Origin of the sequence: Hymenobacter sp. UYP22 (genome assembly GCF_040547285.1) — a bacterium.
Lineage (GTDB): Bacteria > Bacteroidota > Bacteroidia > Cytophagales > Hymenobacteraceae > Hymenobacter.
Genome location: NZ_JBEPPK010000002.1, coordinates 25,747 through 47,599 on the forward strand (window position 1 = coordinate 25,747; position 21,853 = coordinate 47,599).

Sequence of the window (21,853 nt, forward strand, 5' to 3'; positions counted from 1 at the left end):
TTACGAAGCGAGGGCAATATTTTGGGAACGTCCCCGCACTTTGCCGGTCTTCATCATACCATCGTAATGACGCATGAGCAGATAGCTTTTCACCTGGTTCATGGTGTCCAGCACTACACCCACCATGATGATGAGAGAAGTACCACCGTAGAACTGAGCGAAGGGGCGGGTAATACCGGCTACTGTAGCCAGTGAGGGCAGAATAGCAATGACGGCCAGGGCCACAGCGCCAGGCAGTGTAATCCGGGTCAGTACCTCATCAATGTACTCCGAGGTATCACGGCCAGGTTTTACACCCGGGATGAAACCACCACTGCGTTTCAGGTCATCCGCAATCTGGTTGGGGTTAACACTGATAGCCGTGTAGAAGTAAGTAAAGATGATGATCAACAGCCCGAAGACTACATTGTACACCCAGTGATTTGGTTGAAACCAGGTACCGATCAAACCAGCAGTTTCACTGTCCTTATTCCAGGCGGAGGCTGCAATGGCGGGCACGAACATCAACGACTGAGCGAAGATGATGGGCATAACACCGGCAGCATTCACCTTCATAGGGATATACTGGCGTTGGGAGCTGAGGCTAGCAGCGCCTCCTATTTGCTTGGCGTACTGTACTGGAATCTGACGAACAGCCTGCGTGAGGATGATAACCGCCATAACCACGAGGAATAGTACTACCAGCTCAATCAGGAAGATTAGAGAGCCCCGCATAGTACGAGCAGTAGCTTCCCCAATCAGGGCACCAGGCAGGCGCGATACAATTCCGATCATAATGATCATGGAAATACCGTTGCCAATACCCTTGTCCGTGATTTTCTCCCCCAGCCACATGCAGAACAGCGTACCCGCCGTTACAATCATGGCCGTGGAAACGGTGAAGAACACACCCGGATTGATAATGGCTTCTGCGTTGATGGTAGCAATGAAGCCAACCGACTGCAGCGCCACAATCGGAATTGTGAGGATGCGCGTGTACTGGTTAATTTTCTTACGCCCCGATTCACCCTCCTTCTGAAGTTTCTGGAAATAGGGTACGGCAATTGTCAGCAACTGCAAAACAATGGACGCCGAGATATAGGGCATAATGCCCAAGGCGAAAATTGACGCTTGGCTGAAAGCACCGCCAAGTAGTGTATCGAGTATACCCAATACGCCAGTAGCGCCGCCTTGCTTAAGCTGCGTCGGATCAACGCCGGGGAGCACCACGTAAGAACCCAGCCGGTAAATGGCAATGAAAAAAAGCGTATTGAAGATCCGCATACGCAGATCTTCAATCGCAAAGATGTTCTTAATCGTGGTGATGAACTTGTTCATTGCCAAGTAAGCTTACAGCGTAACTGCTTTGCCACCTGCTTTTTCGATGGCCTCAACGGCCGATTTCGAGAAAGCGTGAGCGTGTACTTCCAGAGCTTTGGTTACTTCGCCACGGCCAAGCACCTTGATTTTGGCGTTCTTCGAAGCCAGACCAGCCGTTACAAAGAAAGTAGCGTCCAGCGTGGTGGTGCCATTTTCGGTCAGAGTAGCCAGCACATCAAGGTTGATGGCTTTGTACTCTACACGGTTGATATTCTTGAAGCCAAACTTAGGTACCCGACGCTGCAGAGGCATCTGGCCACCTTCGAAGCCCGACTTTTTGGAGTAACCCGAACGGGACTTGGCACCTTTGTGACCACGCGTCGACGTGCCGCCGCGGCCGGAACCCGTACCACGGCCGATACGCTTTTCGTTGCGCGTAGCACCAATGGCGGGCTGGAGATTGCTGAGATTCATTTTCGGGAGATTCCTAGAGTTCGGTTACTTCCAACAGGTGCTTTACGGCGTTAATCATGCCAGCAACCTGGGGCGTATTCTCTACGCTCTTGGTGCTGCCCATTTTGCCGAGGCCTAGGGCCTGCACGGTGCGCTTCTGACGCTCGGGGCGGTCAATAACGCTTTTTACGAGTTTGATTTGGATCTGCGCCATCTGCTCTTAGCCGTTAAAAACTTGGGAGAGAGTAATGCCGCGAGCCTGTGCAATTTGCATGGGGTCACGCATTTTCAGCAGGGCATCGAAGGTAGCCTTTACCACGTTGTGGGGGTTCGACGAACCTTTCGACTTAGCCAGTACATCTTTGATACCAGCGCTTTCGAACACGGCACGCATAGCACCGCCTGCAATTACACCCGTACCAGCGGCAGCCGGTTGAACCAGCACGAAACCACCCGAGTACTTGCCTTCCATGATGTGGGGAACCGTGTGCTTGTACAGCGGCACCTTCACCAGATTTTTCTTCGCGTCGTCAATGCCTTTGGCAATGGCGTCGGTTACTTCGTTGGCTTTGCCGAGGCCGTAGCCTACGGTGCCGTTGCCGTCACCAACTACTACGATGGCCGAGAAGCTGAAGCGACGACCGCCTTTTACTACTTTGGCTACGCGGTTGATGGCAACTACTTTCTCTTTCAGGTCAGAGTCACCAGTGCGCGACTCTTCTTTGCGGTCATTGCCACCGCGACGGTCATTGCCACCACCACGACGGTCATTGCCACCGCCACGGTTGTCGCCGCTGCCACCACGTGGGCCGTTGTTAAATTCTGCCATGATGATTTAGAAATTGAGGCCGCCTTCGCGGGCTCCTTCTGCCAATGATTTTACGCGGCCGTGGTAGAGGTAACCGGAACGGTCAAATACCACTTTCGAAATTCCTTTTCCTGTAGCACGGGCAGCAAGTTCTTTGCCGACTGCGGCAGCGAGGGCGACTCCGTTGCCCCCTTCCACCGATACGTGCTTCGAGGAAGCAGACGCCAGCGTGTGGCCGGTGGTGTCGTCAATAATCTGAGCATAAATGCCCGTATTGCTGCGGAACACCGACAAACGTGGACGCTCGGACGTGCCAGCCACCTTAGTGCGGATGATGCGCTGGATCCGTTTTCTTCTAGTTGCTTTATCGAAAGCCATGGTGTGATGTTATTTCGAAGCCGTTTTACCAGCCTTACGACGAATCTGCTCACCCACGAAGCGCACGCCTTTGCCTTTGTAGGGCTCAACTTTGCGCAACGAGCGAATTTTGGCAGCTACCTGACCCAGCAATTGCTTATCAATGCTGCTGAGGGTAACGATGGGGTTCTTACCCTTTTCCGTTACAGCCGTAGCCGTCACCTCCTTAGGCAACGACAGGAAGATGTTATGCGAGTAACCCAGCGACAGTTCCAGCGTGGTGCCGGACATCGAAGCTTTGTAACCTACACCAACCAGCTCCAGCTTTACCTCCTGGCCGTTGCTCACGCCGTTGATGGCGTTATTGAGCAGGGCACGGTACAAACCGTGCATAGCCTTGTGGCGCTTCTGTTCGGTGGGGCGAGTCACTACCAGCTGACCATCTTCGGTAGCTACGGTAATATCGCGGTCAACCGGAACCGTCAAGGTGCCTTTCGGGCCCTTCACGATAACCGTGTTTTCGTTGCTCACTTCAACCTGCACGTTGCTGGGCAGGCTGATGGGCAGTTTACCAATGCGTGACATAGTCTCGTTTTCCTTTCAGATTAGTAGACGTAGCACAGCACTTCGCCGCCCACGTTCTCGGCTTTCGCCTCTTTCTCCGTCATCACGCCTTTCGACGTTGACAGAATCGCAATGCCTAGGCCGCTCAGTACGCGGGGCAGGTTCTCCACGTGAGCGTAAGTGCGCAGACCAGGCGAGCTGATGCGCTCCAGCTTCGTGATGGCGGGCTTCTTGGTGGCCGGGTTGTATTTCAGCGCGATTTTAATCGTGCCCTGTACAGCGGCGTCATCGAAACGGTAGCTCTGAATGTAGCCCTTTTTGTAGAGCACCTTCGTGATTTCCTTTTTGATGTTGCTGGCCGGAATTTCCACCACCCGGTGGTTTGCCTTGATGGCATTGCGCACCCGGGTCAGGTAGTCGGCAATTGGATCTGTGTTCATTCGGTTATGAAAATGAAGCGCCCATTTTTAGGGAGCCGCAAAGATATGAAAATTTCGCCGCCACGGAAAGAGGCGACGAAATTTTCGATTAAGACTACTCAACTCGGCTTTTGAGGGCTCGGCTGATGGTTTCTTTTGGCAACCTGCCAAGTAACAATGCCTTACAGAAAGCTCTGTGTTGGCAGGAAGAACAGTGGAATTACCAGCTGGACTTGGTTACGCCGGGAATTTTGCCGGCGAGAGCCATTTCGCGGAAACGTACGCGGCTGATGCCGAATTTGCGCATATAACCGCGGGGACGGCCGTCAATTTTGTCGCGGTTGTGCAGACGCACGGGCGACGCGTTACGCGGCAGTTTGTCCAGGCCTTCGAAGTCGCCAGCCTCCTTCAGAGCCTTGCGCTTCTCAGCGTAACGGGCAACGGTAGCAATACGCTTCCGCTCCCGTGCTTTCATTGATTCCTTAGCCATTGTTCTGTTTCTTGGCGTTAGCGAAAGGCATTCCGAAAGCGCGCAGCAGCTCGTAGCTCTGTTCGTCGTTCTCAGCCGTCGTTACGAAGGTAATATCCATACCGGAAATCGATTTGATTTTGTCAATCGAAATTTCGGGGAAGATGATTTGCTCCTTGATACCCAGGGTATAGTTACCGCGGCCATCAAAGCCTTTGTCGTTGATGCCTTTGAAGTCACGAACACGGGGCAGAGCCACGGTCAGCAGACGGTCCAGGAATTCGTACATCTGCTCACCGCGCAGGGTAACGCGGGCACCGATGGGCATACCTTCGCGCAACTTGAAGTTCGAAACCGAACGCTTGGCGATGGTAGCAACTGCTTTCTGACCGGTGATGATGGTCAGCTCATCAACACCGTTGTCTACCAGTTTCTTGTCGGCTACAGCAGCACCAATACCGCGGTTAATGCAAATTTTGGTGATGCGGGGTACCTGCATGATGCTCTTAAACTGGAATTTCTCCTGGAGCGCCGGTACTACTTCTTTTTGATACTTCTCTTTCAGTCGAGCCATGGTCGTAGAGCGGGTTAGGCGTTGGCCGAGTCTACGCGCTTCACGTTGCTCACGTGAATCGGTGCCTCGATCTTGGTGATGCCGCCCTGGGGATTCTTCGCACTGGGTTTGTTGTGCTTAGTTGCCAGGTTCAGGCCTTCCACGATAACACGCTGCGTCGAACGGTTCACCGACTTGATGGTGCCGGTTTTGCCTTTTTCGTCGCCGGAAATCACCAGTACGGTGTCACCAGTCTTCACGTGCAGTTTCGCGGGCGTTGCTTTGGGTTTCGTTGCCATTGCTTAGAGAACTTCAGGAGCCAGCGAAACAATCTTCATGAACTGCTTTTCACGCAATTCGCGGGCCACTGGGCCGAAGATGCGGGTACCGCGGGGCTCGTCGTTATTGTTGAGCAGTACAGCAGCATTGTCGTCGAAACGGATGTACGAACCGTCTTTGCGGCGTACTTCCTTCTTCGTGCGAACTACTACTGCTTTGGAAACTGCGCCTTTTTTAGCGTTGCCGGAAGGAATAGCCGATTTGATGGCTACTACAATCTTGTCGCCTACGCTGGCGTATTTCTTGCCCGTGCCACCGAGGACACGGATGCAGAGAACTTCTTTGGCGCCGCTATTATCAGCGACGGTCAGACGGGATTCTTGCTGTATCATCTTACTTGGCGCGTTCTACAATTTCTACCAGTCTCCACCGCTTGTTCTTGCTCAGAGGACGGGTCGACATGATGCGAACCGTATCTCCTTCGCCACATTCGTTGTTCTCGTCGTGGGCCATAAATTTGGTCGACTTGGTAACGAACTTGCCGTAGATCGGGTGTTTCATTTTGCTTTCTACCATCACCGTAATGGACTTGTCCATTTTGGAGGAGGTAACGCGCCCGATGATTTCTTTGCGCAGGTTCCGCTCAACGGCGGTAGTGCCTTGCTGTTCTTCGTTGCTTGCCATCGTTAGTTAGCAGTGTTAGTAGCCTGCTCGTTCTCGCGACGCTTCAACTCGGTCAGCAGACGGGCGACATTTTTGCGGGCTTGCTTCAGACGGAGAGGGTTTTCCAAGGGCGAGATGGCGTGCGCGAAGCGCATGGTCTGGCCGTTAGTTTGCTCCGACTTAATCTGGTTTTTGAGGTCCTCCAGGGAGAGGGCGCGAATTTCTGCGTTCTTCATCTTTTACTTGCTTTCTACGTAGTCGCGACGAACAACAAAAGAGGTCCGAACTGGCAGTTTCTGCGCAGCCAGACGCAGCGACTCCTGCGCTACTTCCAGAGATACGCCATCCGATTCGAACATGATGGTACCGGGCTTCACGCAGGCTACCCAATACTCCGGGGAACCCTTACCCTTACCCATCCGCACTTCGGCTGGTTTCTTAGTGATTGGCTTATCTGGAAAGATGCGAATCCATACTTGACCTTCGCGTTTCATGGCGCGGGTCATGGCAATACGAGCCGCCTCAATCTGGCGAGCCGTAATCCAAGCCTGTTCCAGCGACTTGATAGCGAACGAACCGAAGTCAATGGAGCTGCCGCGATGCGCTAAACCGTGCACGCGACCCTTTTGCATCTTGCGATACTTGGTCCTTTTCGGTTGTAACATGAGTTATCTTGAATTAAAATCCGAGAGAAAGAAACAGGCTAGCGACGAGGAGCGCCACCGCCTTGGCCGCCGCGGTTCTGGCCACCTTGGCCTGGACCCCGACGCTGACCGCCAGCTTGACCACCACGGTTATCACCGCCGCGGCCTTCGCCACCACGGTCGTTCCGGTCGCGGCGCGGGCCACGGTCACCACCACGGTCATTCCGGTCGCCGCGTGGGCCACGGTCGTTGCGGCTGTCGCCACCCTGACCACCGGCGGGCTGCTGATTCGGGGAGAGGTCGGGCTTGCCGAACACTTCGCCGCGCATCACCCACACCTTGATGCCGATTTTGCCATATACCGTCTGAGCCTCCGACAGAGCGTAGTCGATGTCAGCGCGCAGGGTATGCAAGGGAGTGCGGCCTTCTTTGTACTGCTCGGAACGAGCAATTTCAGCACCGCCCAAGCGGCCACCGCACTGGATTTTGATGCCTTCGGCACCAACACGCAGGGCAGCCTGGATAGCCATTTTCATGGCACGACGGAACGAGATACGGGCTTGCAGCTGCTGAGCAATGCTCTCACCTACCAGCTTGGCGTCGAGTTCCGGACGCTTAATTTCGAAGATGTTGATCTGAACGTCCTTACCAGTAATCTGCTTCAGCTCGTCTTTGATCTTATCAACCTCTGCACCGCCTTTACCGATAACTACACCCGGACGAGCCGTGTTGATAGTGATGGTAACACGCTTCAGAGTACGCTCAATCACGATGCGGCTAATGCCACCCTTCGGGATACGAGCCATGATGTACTTGCGGATTTTCTCGTCCTCCACCAGTTTGTCGGCAAAGTCCTTGCCACCGTACCAGTTCGAGTCCCATCCTTTGATGACGCCCAGACGGAAGCCAACCGGATTTACTTTCTGTCCCATAGTGCTTATGCGGTGGCTTCTGCCGTGGTTTCAGTGGATTTTTTAGCCGAGCTGCGACGAGCCGATTTTTTCGGAGCTACGTCAACACCCGTTTCAGCTGATTTAGTTTCAGCAGCCTGCGTAGCAGCAGCTTTGCTGCCCAGCGGTTCTACTTTGGAATCAATGATCAGCGTAACGTGGTTGCTGCGCTTGCGGATGCGGTGGCCACGACCCTGGGGGGCGGGGCGCAGACGCTTCAGCTGACGGCCTTCATCCACGAAAATCTCTTTGATGTAGAGGTTAGCATCTTCGATGCGCTCATCCTCGTTCTTCTGCTGCCAGTTGGCCAGAGCCGACAGGAGCAGTTTCTCGATTTTAGGAGCACCCGAGTTGGTCTCAAATTTCAGCAGGCCCAGAGCACGGGTCACTTTCTGACCGCGTACTAGGTTGGCTACCAAGCGCATTTTGCGCGGTGAGGTAGGCACGTTCCGGAGTTTAGCTACTGCTTCCATGATTAGCGCTTGCCTTTATCTTTCTTGGCGATATGGCCGCGGAAGTTACGGGTCGGGGCAAACTCACCGAGTTTGTGTCCTACCATGTTCTCCGTTACATACACCGGGATGAACTTATTGCCGTTATGAACGGCGAAGGTGTGGCCAACGAAATCGGGCGAAATCATCGAGCGGCGCGACCAGGTCTTCACCACCGACTTTTTGCCGGACTCATCCATTGCCGTTACTTTCTTCTCGAGCCGGAAGTCAATGTACGGCCCTTTTTTTAGTGAACGTGCCATTGCTTACTTCTTGCCTTTGCGGTTAACGATGAGCTGCTCGGAATACTTATTCTTGTTCCGGGTCTTCTGACCTTTCGAGAAGATACCGTTACGGCTGCGTGGGTGACCACCCGACGACTTACCTTCACCACCACCCATGGGGTGATCCACGGGGTTCATAGCTACACCACGAACACGGGGGCGACGGCCCAACCAGCGGTTACGACCGGCTTTGCCGAGACGCACGTTCATATGGTCGCCATTGGAAACGGTACCAACCGTGGCCATGCAGGTAACGAGTACCATACGCATTTCGCCGGAGGGCAATTTCAGGGTGGCGTACTTGTCTTCGCGAGCTACCAACTGAGCATAGGTACCGGCCGAGCGGGCCATTGCAGCACCATTACCGGGCATCAGCTCGATATTGTGTACAATGGTACCCAGCGGTATCTCGCGCAGGGGCAGGGCATTACCAACTTCCGGAGCAACGCCCGAACCCGATACAACATTGGCACCTACGGTAACACCGGCGGGAGCAATGATGTAGCGCTTTTCACCGTCAGCGTACTGCAGCAAAGCAATACGAGCGGTGCGGTTAGGGTCGTACTCAATCGTCTTCACCGTGGCCGGAACGCCGGCTTTGTCACGTTTGAAGTCGATGATACGGTACTTGGCTTTATGACCACCGCCGATGTAGCGGTTAGACATTTTGCCCGAATTGTTACGGCCACCGGAGTTTTTGAGGGGTGCCAACAGCGACTTCTCCGGCGTCGACGCGGTAATCTCGTCGAAGGCCGGGGCGATGCGGAAGCGCTGACCCGGTGATGTTGGTCTTAGTTTTTTGAGTGCCATTACTCTTGCTTAGGAAAAAATTCTTGGCGGGAAGGCAGGCTTACAGCGTGCTATAGAAGTCGATTACGTCGCCTTCTTTCACGGTCACGATGGCTTTTTTGCCATGCGGACGACGGCCGGAAACGGCGCCGCCTTTCGTGAACTTCGATTTCACTTTGCCGATGGTGCGGATGGTGCTGATGCCCGTTACCGTTACCCCGTACAGTTGCTCAATCTCTTTCTTGATCTGAACCTTGTTGGCGTCGATGGCCACTTCGAAAGCGTACTGGCTTTTCTCGTTCAGACCCGTAGCCTTTTCAGTTACGATGGGTTTCTTCAGGATGCTCATTACTCAGCAGTGGTATAGAGTTGTTCCAGTGCGCTCAACCCATCTTCCGACAGCAGCAAGGTGTCGGTGTTCAGCAGATCGTGGGTGTTCAGGGCTACGGGGGTAGCCACGCTCACGCGCTGAATGTTGCGGGCCGACAGAACGACGTTCTTGTCAACCGAACCAGTTACCAGCAGGGTCTTGCGGCCGTTGTTCAGCTTCAGACCAGCCAGGATGGCGGCAAACTCTTTGGTTTTGGGAGTCGAGAGGGAAATGTTTTCCACTACCGATACCTTACCGTCTTTGGCCAGTGCCGACAGAGCCGACAGACGAGCCAGACGTTTGGTTTTCTTGTTCAGCTTGAAGCCGTAGTCGCGGGGCTGAGGACCGAAAATACGGCCACCACCTACGAATACACCCGACTTCATAGAGCCGGCACGAGCTCCACCAGTACCTTTTTGCTTCTTCAGCTTCTTGGTGGTGCCGTGTACTTCGTTGCGCTGCTTCGACTTGTGCGTACCTTGGCGCTGGTTGGCCAAGTACTGCTTCACGTCGAGGTACATCACGTGCTCGTTCGGCTCCAGGCCGAAGATGGCGTCGGACAGGGTAACCTTGCGGCCGGTGTCTTCGCCTTTGATGTTGATTACTGACAGTTCCATGTTGCTAGCTTATTTTTCCAGGACCACGAAAGAGTTCTTGGCACCGGGAATCGAGCCACTCACCACGATGAGGTTTTTGTCGGCTACAATGCGCATCACCTTCAGGTTCTGCACTTTCACACGGTCATTGCCCATACGGCCACCCATGCGCATTCCTTTGAATACGCGCGAAGGCCAGGAGCAAGCACCGATAGAACCGGGGTGACGGCCGCGGTTGTGCTGACCGTGCGTTTGGCCACCAACACCAGCGAAGTTGTAACGCTTCACAACGCCTTGGAAACCTTTACCTTTCGAGGTACCTACTACGTCAACGAATTCACCCTCTTCAAACAGAGTAGCGTCGATGGTAGAGCCAGCAGCAAAGTTGCCAGCCTCGTCGGTGCGGAACTCAACGAGTTTTTTCTTGGGGGTGGTTCCGGCTTTAGCGAAGTGACCAGCCAGTGCTTTGGTGGTGTTCTTCGCCTTCTTCTCGCCGTAACCGAGCTGGATGGCCGTGTAGCCGTCCGTTTCGATGGTCTTAACCTGCGTCACTACGCACGGACCCGCTTCGATGAGCGTGCAGGGAATGTTCTTCCCGTCCGGAGTGAAGAGGCTTGTCATACCGATTTTTTTACCGATGATGCCAGGCATTCGATTGGGGTTTTAGAAAAAGACACACTTGAAAACGCCCAAGTGGCGTTTTCGGAAATGGAGTGCAAAGCTAGGAAATTGTTGGGTCATAATCTAACTGCCTTCTGAAATATTTTAAGAGTTAAGTAGTTAGCCATTCATAAGTCCGATTTGGGCAGTAGCTCAAGCGCTATACGTGGTAGTTAGACAAGTAAGCCAGCTACCGGACACGGTAGCTGGCTTCTGATTTATTGTTCTGAAAGCAGTTGCTCACACGGGGCGCCACTCCCCTTCCGGCTCAGACGCTACCTTTTGTCCTTCCAGAGCCAGTAGTATAAAGAACAGGGCATAGCCAAGTCCTATCTGGGTTTCCAGGGTGTACTCTACCAAAAATGAAAGAGTGACAATGAGGTACTGAGCCAGAAGCAGCGGCGCATACGTGGGCCATATACTAATACCAGTATAATAGAACCCAATGATGAACAGCACCAAACCGATTAACCCGAAGGCTACCGCCGAAAACAGGAATTGGTTATGCGGTTGGATATAAGCCTCCGGACGGATATTAGGATAATCACGCTGATACCGCACAGCCATTTCCGGCTCAATATCGGCCCGCCCCACGCCAACCCAGGGGTTATCTTTCACCACTTCCAGAGCTACCTTATACGAGTAGACTCGCCCTACCAAGGAGTAGTTGTTGGCGGACGAGGTATTATCGACTCGGCCTACATCCTCGCGGGTATTGGCTGACTTGTTCTGCAGTGTTGGGAACACAGAATAACTCACTGCCGGCACCAGAACCAGCGCCGCTGCCAGCACCAATGCCTGTTGATACTGCCGCGTCCGGAAAACCAGCCAGAGTAGGCCCACTATTCCTACTACATAGAGTGTCACCAAGCCACTCCGCACAGCTAGCAGATGCTGATAAAACGCTAAGTAGAGTATTCCAACCCACAGCATGGCTGCACTTCGGCCAACCACACTGCGGTGTGCCAGCAAGCAGACCCCGGCTGTCACAGATAAGGTAACCAGCAAGCTGAAACGGATATGATCCGGCTCCGTGGGCATCACTTTGGAGTGCAGGTACATTTCGTTGATCTGGTCGAAATGCAGCAGGTAGTTTCCCGTACTCAGCAAAGCAGCCACTATAGTAGTGGTAATCAAGAGCAGCCACAACGCGCGCAGATTACGGGTGGGCAGAGGTGGCAGCAACCAGAAGCCTAAGGGCAAAACTACAAACGGCAGTTGCAGCACTACATCACGCGTGTATTCCCCCATTCTAGCCGCGGAGGTCAGCAACCCAGCACTTGCGTGTACCAAAAAAATGAGCAGAAACGGCAAGTAATGACTTAAAGAAGCCCGCTTGTAATGTTGGCCATGCAGGAAAAAGCAGGTAATACCGGTAAGCAGCAGCCCCACCATTCCAATACTGGGTAACACCCGAAAAAAGCTACTCGCAAACAGCCCAACAAGTATGCAGGCGCAAAAAAATGTAGCTGTGACCAACAGCCGGGTTGTGGTCAAAATGGTTCCTACGGAAGAGGGCATGAACAGAGCTAAGGAGCCAATAGTGTAAGGCGCACGATGAACGTTGCCGCGCAGCTCCACGGTACAACGAGCCTTTACTTAAAGCACAAGTTGCATCAATAAAAACAGAAAACGCCCCACCAACTCCGAAGAGCCAGTGGGGCGTTACTCTTATTTACCTAAAGAAACCGGTCCTCAGACTTTGATTTCAACGTCAACGCCGCTGGGCAGTTCCAGCTTCATCAGGGCGTCTACCGTCTTCGACGAAGTCGAGTAGATGTCCACGAGGCGCTTGTAGGTGCAGAGCTGGAATTGCTCACGCGACTTCTTGTTCACGTGGGGCGAACGAAGAACGGTGAATTTTTCCTTGTCGGTCGGCAATGGAATGGGGCCGCTTACGATGGCGCCCGTGGCCTTTACCGCCTTCACAATCTTCTCCGACGATTTGTCCACCAAGTTGTGGTCGTAGGATTTGAGTTTGATGCGAATTTTCTGGTTCATGTCTTTGAATGAAAGCGGTATTAGCGAATGGCGTTACCCTTTTGCTTGGCAATGATGCCTTCAGCAAGGTTGTTCGGCACCTGGTCGTAGTGCGAGAACGTCAGCGAGGCCGAAGCACGGCCCGAGGAGATGGTACGCAGCGACGTTACGTAGCCGAACAGCTCCGACAGCGGAACGTCAGCCTTAATAACGTTGGCACCACCTTTCGTGTCCATGCCCTTCATGATACCCCGACGACGGTTCAGGTCACCCGTTACCGAGCCGGTGTATTCATCCGGCGAAACTACTTCTACAGCCATGATAGGCTCGAGCAGTTTCGGACCGGCTTGCTTGCCAGCTTCGCGGAAACCACCACGGGCGGCGAGTTCGAACGACAGGGCGTCCGAGTCAACGTCGTGGTACGAACCGAAGTACAGACGCACACGCATGCCTTCGATGGGGAAGCCCGCCAACGGACCGTTCTTCATGGCTTCTTCGAAACCTTTCTGAACTGGAGCAATGAATTCGCGGGGAATAACACCACCCGTGATGTCGTTTACGAACTCCAGACCGGGTTTCTCCGGATCGGTCAGTTTCGGACCGAGTTCGAATACGATGTCACCGAATTTACCACGACCACCCGTCTGCTTCTTGTAGGTCTCACGGTGTTCAACCGTTTTGGTGAGAACCTCTTTGTACGCTACCTGGGGAGCGCCCTGGTTGATTTCAACCTTGAACTCCCGACGCATCCGGTCAATGATGATTTCAAGGTGAAGCTCACCCATGCCTTTCAGTACAGTCTGGCCCGTCTCGGGGTCGGTCTGCACCACCAGCGTGGGGTCTTCTTCTACCAGTTTGGCAATAGCCATACCCATTTTATCAACGTCGGCCTGAGTTTTGGGCTCAATGGCGTAGCCGATTACGGGCTCAGGGAAGCTCATCGACTCCAGTACTACGCGCGACTTCTCGTCGGTCAGCGTATCACCGGTTTTGATGTCTTTGAAACCCACACCGGCAGCAATGTCACCAGCCTGGATTTTGTCGATGGGGTTCTGCTTGTTGGAGTGCATCTGCATCAGGCGCGAGATACGCTCTTTCTTGTTCGTGCGGTTGTTATGCACGTACGAGCCAGCATCTAGCACGCCGCTGTAGCAGCGGAAGAAGCACAGACGACCAACGAAGGGGTCAGTAGCAATTTTGAACGCCAGCGCGGTGAAAGGCTCGGCATTGTCGGGGTGACGCTCGATTTCCTCGCCGGTATCGGGGTTGGTACCGATGATGGCGGGCATATCCAGCGGCGAAGGCAGGTAGGCCATTACGCCGTCCAGCATCGACTGTACACCTTTGTTTTTGAAGGCCGAGCCGCACATTACGGGCGAGAACTTCATGTCGATAACCGCTTTGCGGATTACCACCATCATTTCTTCGCGGGTAATGCTTTCCGGATCCTCGAAAAACTTCTCCATCAGCGTGTCGTCGTACTCGGCTACGCTTTCGATGAGTTTCTCGCGCCACTCAGCAACCGTTTCCACCAGATCCTCGGGAACGGGGATTTCGTGGTAGGATTTGCCTTGGGTAGCGTCGTCCCATACGATGGCTTTGCCAGTCAGCAGGTCAACTACGCCTTTGAAGGTGTCTTCAGCGCCAATCGGGATTTGCAGGGGCACGGGGTTAGCACCCAGCTTGTCCTTAATCTCGTTAACGGCTTTGAAGAAGTCAGCACCCGCACGGTCCATCTTGTTGACGAAGCAGATGCGGGGCACTTTGTATTTGTCAGCCTGACGCCATACGGTTTCCGACTGCGGCTCCACGCCGGATACGGCGCAGAACAGGGCTACAGCACCATCGAGTACGCGCAGCGAGCGTTCAACTTCTACCGTGAAGTCAACGTGGCCGGGAGTATCAATGAGGTTGATTTTGTATTGCTTGGTATCCGGAGTCGGGTCGCCTTGGGCGTCGGTCGGGTAGTTCCAGAACGTAGTAGTAGCAGCCGAGGTGATGGTGATACCACGCTCCTGCTCCTGCTCCATCCAGTCCATCGTGGCGGCACCTTCGTGCACTTCCCCGATTTTGTGGGTCTTACCGGTGTAGTAGAGAATGCGCTCCGACGTGGTGGTCTTACCGGCGTCGATGTGCGCCATAATCCCGATGTTCCGGAGGTATTGCAGATCTTTATTAACAGCCATTGCTTTTGTTGTGACGTAGGAAGGTTAGTAGTTGAGCTGGCAGAACGCGAAAAACGTATTTCGCATTCCAGCCGCGCAAAACTTCTAGTAATCCTGCTGGTCTGATTAGAAGCGGAAGTGCGAGAATGCCTTGTTGGCTTCTGCCATCCGGTGCGTGTCGTCCTTTTTCTTCACGGCAGCACCTTCACCTTTGGCGGCGGCAATGATTTCGCCCGCCAGCTTGTCCTTCATGGTTTTCTCACCACGACGACGAGCATATTGAATCAGCCACTTCGAGCCAACAGCAATACGACGGTCCGGACGAACCTCGGTGGGCACTTGGAAGGTAGCACCACCTACGCGGCGGCTTTTCACCTCCACGGTCGGCATTACGTTGTTCAGGGCCTTACGCCACATTTCCAGGCCGCTCTCCTTGGTGCGCTGCTCAACCAGTTCGCAGGCATCGTAGAAAATGGTGTAGGCCAGGTTTTTCTTCCCGTCGTACATCATGTAGTTGACGAAACGGGTTACCAGCGTCTCCTTGAACTTAGGGTCGGGCAGGAGGATACGCTTTTTTGGTTTTGACTTTCTCATGGGTGTAGAAATGAGCGACGGACAGCAGGCAACGGGCTAAGAACCATTTGCTAGCCGGCGCCGGGCGCTGCCGCCCTCGGTTTCACTTATTTTTTCTTGCCGGGAGCTGGTTTGCCGCCTTTGCCAGCTGCTGCAGCTTGGCCGGGCTTCGGACGCTTAGCGCCGTATTTCGAGCGACGCTGCAGACGGCCGTTTACGCCGGCGGTGTCAAGAGCGCCACGGATGATGTGGTAACGTACGCCGGGAAGGTCTTTCACACGGCCACCACGGATCAGCACGATGCTGTGCTCCTGCAGGTTGTGGCCTTCACCAGGGATGTAGGCGTTAACTTCTTTGCCGTTGGTGAGGCGCACACGGGCCACTTTACGCATAGCCGAGTTCGGCTTCTTAGGCGTGGTGGTGTACACACGGGTGCAAACGCCACGGCGCTGCGGGCACGAATCCAGAGCCGGCGACTTCGACTTGGTCGTCAGCTTCTCGCGGCCTTTTCGTACTAACTGGTTGATGGTAGGCATCTACGGTAGGTTTTGTCAAGGAGGGTTCTCTCCCAAAAATTAGGCTTGCAAAGGTAGACAAGTTGCCGGCAAATAGCAAACAGGTTGAATTAGTTAATTTTAGAGTGCTTCACTCCTCCCTACTTACCCTCCTACTGTTGACTTGAGCCATTAATTCATCCACTTATACTAGGCACCAAGGCACGCAGGCCCCAGCCTATACGCCCGCTTCACTCTTTTTGCACTCAACGCAGAAGCGGCTTCTATCTTTCCGATAAAAGCCGCTCCAAGTGCTGTATTATTCCGAGTTTCTAAGCCTCTCCCATCTTGCCACCGAAACCCATGGGGTACAGCGGGCCGTCGTTGGGCTGCTCTTTAATGATGCCGTTGGCCTGTTCGAACCGTTCGATGTTCTCGTTCAGGGCCGCTACCAGCCGTTTGGCGTGCTCCGGCGTGAGGATGATGCGGGACTTCACTTTGGCTTTGGGCAAACCGGGCATCAGGCGGATGAAGTCGATGACAAACTCGCTGTTGCTGTGGGCAATCATCGCAAGATTGGCGTACTCACCTTCGGCAATTTCCTCCGACAACTCAATGCTGATGGCATTGGGGTCCTGGGGTTGTGGTGTGTTCTCGGGTTCGGGTTGATTCATGTTTGTTTATGATTGAATGAGCTGTTTTTCAAAACTCGGCTGAAAGCTAGAATACTGATCCACATAGCAAAAGGGGTCAAAAGTGGATTTACAACTATACTCAAGTGTAGAAAAGGCAATATTATCGACAGTTCAGCTAACCAATCTAGAGGTGGATAAATCGATTTTTGCTGTGTTACTAATTGCAATCCATACAAGACTAACAATGCCCATATAGCTGGAATCAAGCACGCAATCAGCGTGATTATTTCCAAGGTTACTACTCCTATTCGATAATAGATAGAACTCTGTAGCTTTTTCATTCCCACATAATTCTATTCGCCATACAAGCCTTCATGATTACTTGTACTTAGTCCACCTAATGAACCGAGAAGCTACTTTATATACACCAAACAGTAGCGGTGAAGTAAGTATAAGCATTGAACCCCAGCCATTATCATCCCACAATGGTGCCGAAATGAGAGCTAAAATTCCAGCAAGCACCAACCCAATAGTACGTAGAACAGGGTTCTTGTTTAGGATCAATACTAGAGCGGCAACACACGGAATAGCAAACGCAACTTTTACAATAGACTCAAATAAAGATAAATCCAATAGAAAGAATGGACCTCTCATAAATTATGAATTAATGTGTCTTTATATCCGAAAGGTAAAAGAAAAAGCCGGCCGGGTTTCCCCAGCCGGCTTTCCTTATTTACTCCGATTCAGATTACTCCGAAACCGACTCGCGACGCGAGGCGCGGGCGCCACGCTTGGCGGGAGCAGGCGTTTCGTCGGTCTTGGCGGCCTGGGCGGCTTCCAACTCTTCCTTAGAGCCCACGATCTGACGCGTATACTCGCGCAGACCGGTACCGGCTGGGATGAGGTGACCGACGATTACGTTCTCCTTCAGGCCCAGCAGTTCGTCGGCCTTGCCACGGATGGCAGCTTCCGACAGCACCTTGGTGGTCTCCTGGAAGGATGCGGCCGAGATGAACGACTGGGTGCCCAGCGAAGCCTGGGTGATACCCTGCAGCGTGGGGCGAGATACGGCCGGCTGAGCGTCGCGTACTTCTACCAGTTGCAGGTCGCGGCGGCGCAGGCTGCTATTCTCGTCGCGCAGGCGACGAGCCGTTACAATCTGGCCAGGCTTCAGGTTCGATGAGTCGCCGGCATTCGTTACCACCTTCATATCGATGATGGTATCGTTTTCCTCCATGAAGATAATCTTGTCGATTACCTGATGCTCCAGGAAGGTCGTGTCGCCGGCGTCAAGGATAACCACTTTCTGCATCATCTGGCGAACCACCACCTCGATGTGCTTATCGTTGATTTTCACACCCTGCAAGCGGTATACTTCCTGAATCTCGTTCACGAGGTACTCCTGCACCGCACCCGGGCCCTGAATGTTCAGGATATCGGACGGGGTGATGGCACCATCAGACAGCGGCGAACCAGCGCGGATGAAGTCGTTGTCCTGCACGAGGATGTGCTTGGACAGCGGCACCATGTATTTTTTCTTCACGCCGTCTTTCGACTCCACGAAGATTTCACGGTTACCACGCTTCACCGTACCGTAGGTTACTACGCCGTCGATTTCGGCCACAACGGCCGGGTTCGAGGGGTTACGGGCTTCGAAGAGTTCCGTAACGCGGGGCAGACCACCGGTAATGTCGCGGGTTTTGCCCACGGCACGCGGAATCTTGGCCAGAATCTGACCAGCCTTGATTTTCTCGCCGTTCTCCACGTTCAAGTGCGAGCCCACCGGGATGGAGTAGCCTTTCGAACCTTCCATGTCGCCCTTTTTGCCGGGGCGCACGATGATGGCGGGGTTCTGGTCCTTGGCCTTCGATTCGATAATCACTTTCTCGCGGTGACCGGTCTGTTCGTCCGATTCCTCGCGGTAGGTGATGCCTTCGGTGATGGCGTCGTACTGAACGGTACCATCAAACTCGGCCAGAATAACGGCGTTGTAGGGGTCCCAGTTGTTCAGCTCCTGGCCTTTCTCTACCTCCTGACCTTCTTCAACGAGCAGGAACGAGCCGTAGGGCACGTGGTTCGAGATAAACACCTTGCCGGTGCCTTTCTCCACGATGCGGATTTCGCCCGAACGACCCATCACTACTTTCACCGGCTCGCCATCGGCGTTGGCGGTTTCCACAGTACGGATGTCTTCGAACTCCACCACACCGGCGAATTTAGCTTTCAGGCTGGCTTCAACGGCAATGTTAGAAGCCGTACCACCTACGTGGAAGGTACGCAGGGTCAGCTGGGTGCCGGGTTCACCGATCGACTGAGCAGCAATTACGCCTACAGCCTCACCTTTCTGTACCATGCGGCCCGACGACAGGTTACGGCCGTAGCACTTACCGCAGATACCACGCTTGCTTTCGCAGGTCAGTACCGAACGGATTTCCACCGACTCGATGCTGGTGGCATCGATACGACGGGTTACCTCCTCAGTGATTTCCTCACCGGCGGGCAGAATTACTTCGTCCGTCAGCGGGTCCACGATGTCGTGTACGGCTACGCGGCCCAGGATACGCTCGGCCAGGGGCTCTACTACGTCCTCGTTGTCCTTCAGGGCGAAGGTTTCGATGCCACGGAGGGTACCGCAGTCTACTTCGTTCACGATTACGTCCTGTGACACGTCTACCAGACGACGGGTCAGGTAGCCGGCGTCAGCCGTCTTCAGAGCCGTGTCAGCCAGACCTTTACGAGCACCGTGGGTCGAGATGAAGTACTCGATTACGTCGAGGCCTTCTTTGAAGTTCGACAGAATCGGGTTTTCGATAATCTCGCCTACCGAACCCTGCAACGACTTCTGCGGCTTAGCCATCAGACCCCGCATACCACCGAGCTGACGAATCTGCTCGCGCGAACCACGGGCCCCGGAGTGCATCATCATGTAAATCGAGTTGAAGCCCTGGTTCTCCTTTTCGAGGCGACCCATGAGGGTTTCAGTGATTTGGTTGTTGATGCGGGTCCAGATGTCGATAACCTGGTTGTACCGCTCGTTGTCCGTAATCAGACCCATCTGGTAGTTCTGGGTTACGGCTTTCACGTCGGCTTGCGCCTGCGCTACGAGGATATCTTTCTCGGCGGGGATGTTGATGTCGCCCAGACCCATCGACAGACCACCTTTGTAAGCCGACTGGAAACCCAGCGTCTTGATGTCGTCGAGGAACTGTGCGGTGCGGGCCATACCGGTCCGCTTGAACACCATCGAAATGATTTGCTGCAGCTTTTTCTTGGTCAGCAGCTCATCCACGAAGCCTACTTCAACCGGCACCAGCTGGTTGAACAGTACGCGGCCGGCTACCGTCTCAATGATCTTCGTTACGAGGTTATCGTCCTCATCACGAACCTGCGTGCGCACCTTGATGTATGCGTGCTTCGACAGCTGACCTTCGTTCAGAGCAATTACTACTTCCTCATCCGAGTAGAACATGCGGCCTTCGCCCTGGATCTGCTCGTCGTCGGTGCTGCGCTTGCCTTTGGTCACGTAGTACAGACCCAGAACCATGTCCTGCGACGGTACCGCAATGGGCGCGCCGTTGGCCGGGTTCAGGATGTTGTGCGAGGCCAGCATGAGCATGGAGGCTTCCAGAATAGCAGCCGGCCCGAGGGGCACGTGCACAGCCATCTGGTCACCGTCAAAGTCAGCGTTGAAGGCGGTACACACCAGCGGGTGCAGCTGAATAGCCTTGCCCTCGATAAGGCGCGGCTGGAACGCCTGGATACCCAGACGGTGCAGCGTAGGAGCCCGGTTCAGGAGCACTGGGTGGCCTTTCAGCACATTCTCCAGGATATCCCATACCACAGCGTCCTTGCGGTCCACGATTTTCTTGGCCGACTTCACCGTCTTCACGATGCCACGCTCGATGAGCTTGCGGATGATGAACGGCTTGAACAGCTCGGCGGCCATGTTCTTGGGCAGACCGCACTCGTGCAGTTTCAGCTCGGGGCCTACCACGATAACCGAACGACCGGAGTAGTCCACACGCTTACCGAGCAGGTTTTGACGGAAGCGGCCCTGCTTGCCTTTCAGCATATCGGACAGCGACTTCAGGGCGCGGTTGCCTTCGGCGCGCACGGCATTCACCTTACGCGAGTTGTCGAACAGCGAGTCCACAGCTTCCTGCAGCATGCGCTTCTCGTTCCGCAGAATCACTTCAGGCGCTTTGATTTCGATCAGGCGCTTAAGGCGGTTGTTGCGGATGATTACGCGACGGTACAGGTCATTCAGGTCGGAGGTAGCGAAACGGCCACCATCCAGCGGCACGAGGGGACGCAGTTCCGGCGGAATCACCGGCACCATGCGGATTACCATCCACTCGGGCTTGTTCTCCACGCGGGTAGCGGCGTCACGGAAAGCTTCTACTACACGCAGACGCTTCAAGGCCTCAGCCTTACGCTGCTGCGAAGTTTCGTGGGCAGCAGAGTCACGCAGCGAGTACGACAACTCATCCAAGTTGATGCGCTCCAGCAGGAGCTGCAGGGCATCAGCACCCATGCGGGCAATGAACTTGTTGGGGTCCTCGTTCGGCAGCATCTGGTTCTCCCGGGGGAGTTTGTCGATGATATCGAGGTATTCGTCTTCGGTGAGGAAGTCAAGCTGCTGCACGCCTTCTTCACCCAGTACGCCCGGCTGTACTACTACATACCGCTCGTAATAGATGATTTGGTCGAGCTTCTTGGTGGGCAGGCCCAGCAGGTAGCCGATTTTGTTGGGCAGGGACTTGAAGTACCAGATGTGTGCTACGGGCACCACCAGTTCGATGTGGCCCATCCGCTCCCGACGTACTTTCTTCTCGGTCACCTCCACGCCGCACCGGTCGCAGATGATGCCTTTGTAGCGAATCCGCTTGTATTTGCCGCAGTGGCATTCCCAGTCCTTCACGGGACCGAAAATCCGCTCGCAAAACAGGCCGCCCATCTCGGGCTTATACGTCCGGTAGTTAATCGTCTCGGGCTTTACAACTTCACCGTTCGACCGCTCCAGAATGGATTCGGGCGAGGCCAGCGAAATGGTAACTTTCGAGAAGTCCTGTACCAGTTTCTTGTTTTTTGCAAACGCCATGTAGGGTAGCTGTTGTTAGCTGGTGGCTTGTTTTCTGTCCGTTGGCTCTGCCCCTCTTAAGAGAGGTCAGAAAGAACGTAACAGTTCGACTCTGCGAAAAGTGCTCTGCGGGTCGGACAGGTACGCCGCGCAGTAGTTTTCCGCCAGGTCTGGTATTTGAATCAAGCTCTCAAGACTCTTCCTTTCTCTTTAACGACGTTCTGACCATGTCTCGGAACATCAGATATGAGGCGTCTATTGAGCTATGATTACTGCGT

26 protein-coding genes and 2 pseudogenes are annotated in these 21,853 nt (G+C 54.1%); all 28 read right to left on the reverse strand.

Annotated elements, in window-relative coordinates:
* The 28 genes and pseudogenes from secY to rpoC all read right to left on the reverse strand — a co-directional run bounded on the left by secY (position 1) and on the right by rpoC (position 21,596).
* Positions 1-1,317 carry a preprotein translocase subunit SecY gene (gene secY / locus ABIB60_RS03490; RefSeq protein WP_315996876.1) on the reverse strand — a complete coding sequence of 439 codons (1,317 nt, stop codon included), beginning with the start codon at positions 1,315-1,317 and terminating at the stop codon, positions 1-3.
* A gap of 12 nt (positions 1,318-1,329) precedes the next feature.
* Positions 1,330-1,773 carry a 50S ribosomal protein L15 gene (gene rplO, locus ABIB60_RS03495; protein ID WP_354577788.1) on the reverse strand — a complete coding sequence of 148 codons (444 nt, stop codon included), beginning with the start codon at positions 1,771-1,773 and terminating at the stop codon, positions 1,330-1,332.
* Positions 1,774-1,786: 13 nt separating this feature from the next.
* Positions 1,787-1,966, reverse strand: coding sequence for a 50S ribosomal protein L30 (rpmD, locus tag ABIB60_RS03500; protein ID WP_044003237.1), 180 nt, complete (start codon positions 1,964-1,966; stop codon positions 1,787-1,789).
* A 6-nt stretch (positions 1,967-1,972) separates the two neighbouring features.
* Positions 1,973-2,581, reverse strand: coding sequence for a 30S ribosomal protein S5 (gene rpsE / locus ABIB60_RS03505; protein ID WP_315996878.1), 609 nt, complete (start codon positions 2,579-2,581; stop codon positions 1,973-1,975).
* A gap of 6 nt (positions 2,582-2,587) precedes the next feature.
* Complete coding sequence (gene rplR, locus ABIB60_RS03510) at positions 2,588-2,938, reverse strand: 50S ribosomal protein L18 (protein ID WP_044003239.1); 351 nt, start codon at positions 2,936-2,938, stop codon at positions 2,588-2,590.
* 9 nt (positions 2,939-2,947) lie between these two features.
* Entirely contained in the window at positions 2,948-3,502 is a 555-nt protein-coding gene (rplF, locus tag ABIB60_RS03515; RefSeq protein ID WP_354577791.1) for a 50S ribosomal protein L6, read from the reverse strand.
* A 20-nt stretch (positions 3,503-3,522) separates the two neighbouring features.
* On the reverse strand, positions 3,523-3,921 hold the full coding sequence (gene rpsH, locus ABIB60_RS03520) for a 30S ribosomal protein S8 (protein WP_044003241.1): 399 nt from the start codon (positions 3,919-3,921) through the stop codon (positions 3,523-3,525).
* A gap of 199 nt (positions 3,922-4,120) precedes the next feature.
* Positions 4,121-4,390: a 30S ribosomal protein S14 gene (rpsN, locus tag ABIB60_RS03525; protein ID WP_044003242.1), complete on the reverse strand. Its 270-nt coding sequence runs from the start codon at positions 4,388-4,390 to the stop codon at positions 4,121-4,123.
* Entirely contained in the window at positions 4,383-4,943 is a 561-nt protein-coding gene (gene rplE / locus ABIB60_RS03530) for a 50S ribosomal protein L5 (protein ID WP_354577793.1), read from the reverse strand. The genes rpsN and rplE overlap by 8 nt, the downstream gene beginning before the upstream one ends.
* 29 nt (positions 4,944-4,972) lie before the next feature.
* Positions 4,973-5,221 (reverse strand): annotated as a pseudogene (gene rplX, locus ABIB60_RS03535) (50S ribosomal protein L24); the annotation flags it as partial.
* A 3-nt stretch (positions 5,222-5,224) separates the two neighbouring features.
* Complete coding sequence (gene rplN / locus ABIB60_RS03540; protein ID WP_110976717.1) at positions 5,225-5,593, reverse strand: 50S ribosomal protein L14; 369 nt, start codon at positions 5,591-5,593, stop codon at positions 5,225-5,227.
* Position 5,594: 1 nt separating this feature from the next.
* Complete coding sequence (rpsQ, locus tag ABIB60_RS03545) at positions 5,595-5,885, reverse strand: 30S ribosomal protein S17 (RefSeq protein WP_125417670.1); 291 nt, start codon at positions 5,883-5,885, stop codon at positions 5,595-5,597.
* A gap of 2 nt (positions 5,886-5,887) precedes the next feature.
* Positions 5,888-6,100, reverse strand: a complete 213-nt coding sequence (gene rpmC, locus ABIB60_RS03550) for a 50S ribosomal protein L29 (RefSeq protein WP_125417669.1) — start codon at positions 6,098-6,100, stop codon at positions 5,888-5,890.
* A 3-nt stretch (positions 6,101-6,103) separates the two neighbouring features.
* Entirely contained in the window at positions 6,104-6,529 is a 426-nt protein-coding gene (gene rplP / locus ABIB60_RS03555) for a 50S ribosomal protein L16 (protein WP_125417668.1), read from the reverse strand.
* Positions 6,530-6,567: 38 nt separating this feature from the next.
* Positions 6,568-7,440 (reverse strand): 30S ribosomal protein S3, encoded by an 873-nt coding sequence (gene rpsC, locus ABIB60_RS03560; RefSeq protein WP_354577796.1) that lies wholly within the window; start codon positions 7,438-7,440, stop codon positions 6,568-6,570.
* A 155-nt stretch (positions 7,441-7,595) separates the two neighbouring features.
* Positions 7,596-7,931, reverse strand: a pseudogene (rplV, locus tag ABIB60_RS03565) (50S ribosomal protein L22); the annotation flags it as partial.
* 2 nt (positions 7,932-7,933) lie between these two features.
* Positions 7,934-8,212: a 30S ribosomal protein S19 gene (gene rpsS, locus ABIB60_RS03570; RefSeq protein WP_044003251.1), complete on the reverse strand. Its 279-nt coding sequence runs from the start codon at positions 8,210-8,212 to the stop codon at positions 7,934-7,936.
* Between the two features lie 3 nt (positions 8,213-8,215).
* Positions 8,216-9,043, reverse strand: coding sequence for a 50S ribosomal protein L2 (rplB, locus tag ABIB60_RS03575; RefSeq protein WP_354577799.1), 828 nt, complete (start codon positions 9,041-9,043; stop codon positions 8,216-8,218).
* Positions 9,044-9,083: 40 nt separating this feature from the next.
* Entirely contained in the window at positions 9,084-9,371 is a 288-nt protein-coding gene (gene rplW, locus ABIB60_RS03580) for a 50S ribosomal protein L23 (RefSeq protein WP_125417664.1), read from the reverse strand.
* Positions 9,371-10,009, reverse strand: coding sequence for a 50S ribosomal protein L4 (gene rplD / locus ABIB60_RS03585; protein ID WP_044003254.1), 639 nt, complete (start codon positions 10,007-10,009; stop codon positions 9,371-9,373). The genes rplW and rplD overlap by 1 nt, the downstream gene beginning before the upstream one ends.
* Positions 10,010-10,018: 9 nt before the next feature.
* The gene (gene rplC, locus ABIB60_RS03590) at positions 10,019-10,639 is read right to left on the reverse strand and encodes a 50S ribosomal protein L3 (protein ID WP_315996884.1); all 621 of its coding nucleotides are present in this window, start codon (positions 10,637-10,639) and stop codon (positions 10,019-10,021) included.
* Positions 10,640-10,888: 249 nt separating this feature from the next.
* Positions 10,889-12,229: an O-antigen ligase family protein gene (locus tag ABIB60_RS03595; protein WP_354577801.1), complete on the reverse strand. Its 1,341-nt coding sequence runs from the start codon at positions 12,227-12,229 to the stop codon at positions 10,889-10,891.
* A gap of 114 nt (positions 12,230-12,343) precedes the next feature.
* Positions 12,344-12,649, reverse strand: a complete 306-nt coding sequence (rpsJ, locus tag ABIB60_RS03600) for a 30S ribosomal protein S10 (protein ID WP_022822123.1) — start codon at positions 12,647-12,649, stop codon at positions 12,344-12,346.
* A 20-nt stretch (positions 12,650-12,669) separates the two neighbouring features.
* A complete protein-coding gene (gene fusA / locus ABIB60_RS03605) occupies positions 12,670-14,814 on the reverse strand; it encodes an elongation factor G (protein WP_354577803.1) in 2,145 nt (714 codons plus the stop codon).
* Between the two features lie 105 nt (positions 14,815-14,919).
* Positions 14,920-15,387, reverse strand: coding sequence for a 30S ribosomal protein S7 (rpsG, locus tag ABIB60_RS03610; RefSeq protein WP_110976705.1), 468 nt, complete (start codon positions 15,385-15,387; stop codon positions 14,920-14,922).
* Between the two features lie 86 nt (positions 15,388-15,473).
* Positions 15,474-15,902 (reverse strand): 30S ribosomal protein S12, encoded by a 429-nt coding sequence (rpsL, locus tag ABIB60_RS03615; RefSeq protein ID WP_045688446.1) that lies wholly within the window; start codon positions 15,900-15,902, stop codon positions 15,474-15,476.
* Between the two features lie 290 nt (positions 15,903-16,192).
* Positions 16,193-16,534, reverse strand: coding sequence for a DUF3467 domain-containing protein (locus ABIB60_RS03620; protein WP_354577804.1), 342 nt, complete (start codon positions 16,532-16,534; stop codon positions 16,193-16,195).
* A gap of 709 nt (positions 16,535-17,243) precedes the next feature.
* A complete protein-coding gene (rpoC, locus tag ABIB60_RS03625) occupies positions 17,244-21,596 on the reverse strand; it encodes a DNA-directed RNA polymerase subunit beta' (RefSeq protein WP_354577806.1) in 4,353 nt (1,450 codons plus the stop codon).
* Positions 21,597-21,853 lie beyond the last annotated feature (257 nt).

What these genes read in the sequence shown, in the direction of transcription:
- rplE (WP_354577793.1), bottom strand. Translation starts at nt 4,943, where the DNA reads ATGGCTCGACTGAAAGAGAAGTATCAAAAAGAAGTAGTACCGGCGCTC.
- rpsS (WP_044003251.1), bottom strand. Translation starts at nt 8,212, where the DNA reads ATGGCACGTTCACTAAAAAAAGGGCCGTACATTGACTTCCGGCTCGAG.
- rpsC (WP_354577796.1), bottom strand. Translation starts at nt 7,440, where the DNA reads ATGGGACAGAAAGTAAATCCGGTTGGCTTCCGTCTGGGCGTCATCAAA.
- rpmD (WP_044003237.1), bottom strand. Translation starts at nt 1,966, where the DNA reads ATGGCGCAGATCCAAATCAAACTCGTAAAAAGCGTTATTGACCGCCCC.
- rpoC (WP_354577806.1), bottom strand. Translation starts at nt 21,596, where the DNA reads ATGGCGTTTGCAAAAAACAAGAAACTGGTACAGGACTTCTCGAAAGTT.
- rplB (WP_354577799.1), bottom strand. Translation starts at nt 9,043, where the DNA reads ATGGCACTCAAAAAACTAAGACCAACATCACCGGGTCAGCGCTTCCGC.
- rpsN (WP_044003242.1), bottom strand. Translation starts at nt 4,390, where the DNA reads ATGGCTAAGGAATCAATGAAAGCACGGGAGCGGAAGCGTATTGCTACC.
- rplF (WP_354577791.1), bottom strand. Translation starts at nt 3,502, where the DNA reads ATGTCACGCATTGGTAAACTGCCCATCAGCCTGCCCAGCAACGTGCAG.
- rpsH (WP_044003241.1), bottom strand. Translation starts at nt 3,921, where the DNA reads ATGAACACAGATCCAATTGCCGACTACCTGACCCGGGTGCGCAATGCC.
- rplP (WP_125417668.1), bottom strand. Translation starts at nt 6,529, where the DNA reads ATGTTACAACCGAAAAGGACCAAGTATCGCAAGATGCAAAAGGGTCGC.
- rpmC (WP_125417669.1), bottom strand. Translation starts at nt 6,100, where the DNA reads ATGAAGAACGCAGAAATTCGCGCCCTCTCCCTGGAGGACCTCAAAAAC.
- rplO (WP_354577788.1), bottom strand. Translation starts at nt 1,773, where the DNA reads ATGAATCTCAGCAATCTCCAGCCCGCCATTGGTGCTACGCGCAACGAA.
- fusA (WP_354577803.1), bottom strand. Translation starts at nt 14,814, where the DNA reads ATGGCTGTTAATAAAGATCTGCAATACCTCCGGAACATCGGGATTATG.
- rplD (WP_044003254.1), bottom strand. Translation starts at nt 10,009, where the DNA reads ATGGAACTGTCAGTAATCAACATCAAAGGCGAAGACACCGGCCGCAAG.
- rpsE (WP_315996878.1), bottom strand. Translation starts at nt 2,581, where the DNA reads ATGGCAGAATTTAACAACGGCCCACGTGGTGGCAGCGGCGACAACCGT.
- rpsL (WP_045688446.1), bottom strand. Translation starts at nt 15,902, where the DNA reads ATGCCTACCATCAACCAGTTAGTACGAAAAGGCCGCGAGAAGCTGACG.
- rplR (WP_044003239.1), bottom strand. Translation starts at nt 2,938, where the DNA reads ATGGCTTTCGATAAAGCAACTAGAAGAAAACGGATCCAGCGCATCATC.
- ABIB60_RS03620 (WP_354577804.1), bottom strand. Translation starts at nt 16,534, where the DNA reads ATGAATCAACCCGAACCCGAGAACACACCACAACCCCAGGACCCCAAT.
- rpsJ (WP_022822123.1), bottom strand. Translation starts at nt 12,649, where the DNA reads ATGAACCAGAAAATTCGCATCAAACTCAAATCCTACGACCACAACTTG.
- rplC (WP_315996884.1), bottom strand. Translation starts at nt 10,639, where the DNA reads ATGCCTGGCATCATCGGTAAAAAAATCGGTATGACAAGCCTCTTCACT.
- rplW (WP_125417664.1), bottom strand. Translation starts at nt 9,371, where the DNA reads ATGAGCATCCTGAAGAAACCCATCGTAACTGAAAAGGCTACGGGTCTG.
- rpsG (WP_110976705.1), bottom strand. Translation starts at nt 15,387, where the DNA reads ATGAGAAAGTCAAAACCAAAAAAGCGTATCCTCCTGCCCGACCCTAAG.
- rplN (WP_110976717.1), bottom strand. Translation starts at nt 5,593, where the DNA reads ATGATACAGCAAGAATCCCGTCTGACCGTCGCTGATAATAGCGGCGCC.
- secY (WP_315996876.1), bottom strand. Translation starts at nt 1,317, where the DNA reads ATGAACAAGTTCATCACCACGATTAAGAACATCTTTGCGATTGAAGAT.
- rpsQ (WP_125417670.1), bottom strand. Translation starts at nt 5,885, where the DNA reads ATGGCAAGCAACGAAGAACAGCAAGGCACTACCGCCGTTGAGCGGAAC.